This is a genomic window from Dysosmobacter segnis (genome assembly GCF_014297285.1).
In the GTDB taxonomy this organism is placed as follows: domain Bacteria; phylum Bacillota; class Clostridia; order Oscillospirales; family Oscillospiraceae; genus Oscillibacter; species Oscillibacter segnis.
This window is the reverse complement of sequence record NZ_JACOQI010000086.1, coordinates 1-1,247: the sequence shown is the minus strand read 5'-3', so window position 1 is coordinate 1,247 and position 1,247 is coordinate 1. Positions and strand designations below refer to the sequence as shown.

Genomic DNA, 1,247 nt, shown 5'->3' with positions numbered 1-1,247 from the left:
CGGCTCCATTTGGCTGTGTCACGAAGGTCTGCATCTGCATATTGGTGAGCTGACCGTCCGGCCGCATGAGCCCCGCTTGGATCTTAAGCGCACGCGCCAGCATCTTCGGCAGCTTCTTGCCGCGCTCAAAGGCGCGGCGCAGGATGCCCAGACAGGCGGTTTTCGATAAATAATACTTTAGAGACGGGTACGCTTCCAGTATGCCAGACAGTGAGACGCGGATCGGGCGGCGGGGCGCGGCCCCGGTATTGAGGGGCCGCTTGCCTTCCCGCCATGGAGATCGGAACTCCCAATGACGCTGTCCGAAGAGATCCACGGGAGAGGACAGCAGATCCAAGTGGAAATACGGGATCGAAACCAGTTCGGAGTCCGGCTTGCCCGGTCTGCGCTTGGGCGGTGCTCCGCCCCTTTCAGCCGTGTCTAACCCAAGCATCGTCATCTGCCCGTTCGTGTCGAATCGGTACATCTATGAGACCTCCTTCCCGCTGTTTTCCGTTTCGTCAAATACATCAAATAAAAGCTGGGGCGCAAGCGGCCCGGCGAAGTCCGCAAGCAGAAAAATGCGCTTGCGGCGCTGCGCGACGCCACACAATTGCGCGTCCAGACAGCGCCACGCAATAGAAAACATATCGCCTGCCGTGAGATCACCGACATCGGGCCATCCGTAAGGATAGGGGCCTGGGATAAGTTCGTTGGGAAAGCAGATCCGCACGATCTCCTCCAGCACGATCCGAAAGTCCTCATACTTCGGTTTTCCGCTTGAAAAAGCCCCCGGAACATTCTCCCAACACATCCAGCGCGGCCGTATGTTGACGCTCTCCCGGCCACGGGCTTTCTCTGCCAACCGCATTTCACGCACAATGCGCATCTGCTCCATAAAGAGGCCAGAACGCGCGCCGGCAAGACCTGCCCTTGCGCCAGCAACGGAGAGATCTTGACACGGGCTGCCCCCGCAGATGATGTCCACAGGCGGCAGCTCCGCGCCACGCAGCTTAGTGATGTCGCCTACATGGATCATGCCGGGAAAGCGCAGCTTTGTCACCTCAATGGGAAATGCTTCGATCTCCGACGCCCATACCGGCGTGATGCCGTTGCGGACCGCAGCCAAAGGGAATCCACCGATACCGTCGAACAGGCTGCCCATGGTGATTTGTGTTAACCAGGTCATATCATCACCCTTTCATTTGATCGCCGCGGCGATGGTTCGGGTGGTGTTGACGGCAGCCTGCGCCGTATAAACGGCGCTC

At 59.0% G+C, this 1,247-nt stretch carries 2 pseudogenes; both read right to left on the bottom strand.

Features of this window, described 5'->3' with window-relative positions:
• Positions 1-466 (bottom strand): annotated as a pseudogene (locus H8Z83_RS19110) (hypothetical protein); the annotation flags it as partial.
• A gap of 42 nt (positions 467-508) precedes the next feature.
• Positions 509-1,168, bottom strand: a pseudogene (locus H8Z83_RS19105) (DNA cytosine methyltransferase); the annotation flags it as partial.
• Between the last annotated feature and the right edge of the window lie 79 nt (positions 1,169-1,247).